This window comes from Cobetia sp. SIMBA_158, from assembly GCF_046566945.1.
Lineage (GTDB): Bacteria > Pseudomonadota > Gammaproteobacteria > Pseudomonadales > Halomonadaceae > Cobetia > Cobetia amphilecti.
Genome location: NZ_JAWJYL010001066.1, coordinates 1 through 237 on the forward strand (window position 1 = coordinate 1; position 237 = coordinate 237).

Below are 237 nucleotides of genomic sequence, written 5' to 3' on the forward strand. Positions count from 1 at the left end.
GGCTGTATTACACAAATACAATGAAACGTAAGTACACATTATAACAAATATAAAAAAAGCGCCCAGGGCGCTTTTTTTGTATTACTTAAATGCGTTTATTGGCGTTTCATCGAATCAAAAAACTCATCATTGGTTTTACTCATTGATAGTTTATCGATTAAAAATTCCATGGCGTCAATCTCTGACATTTCATGAACGATTTTACGTAAAATCCATAGCTTTTGCAGCTCATCTGGC

Annotated in this window: 1 pseudogene; it reads right to left on the bottom strand. The window is 33.8% G+C overall.

Going from position 1 to position 237, the window contains the following annotated elements:
• Window positions 1–95: 95 nt before the first annotated feature.
• Window positions 96–237: pseudogene (gene rho, locus R2R70_RS23060) on the bottom strand (transcription termination factor Rho); the annotation flags it as partial.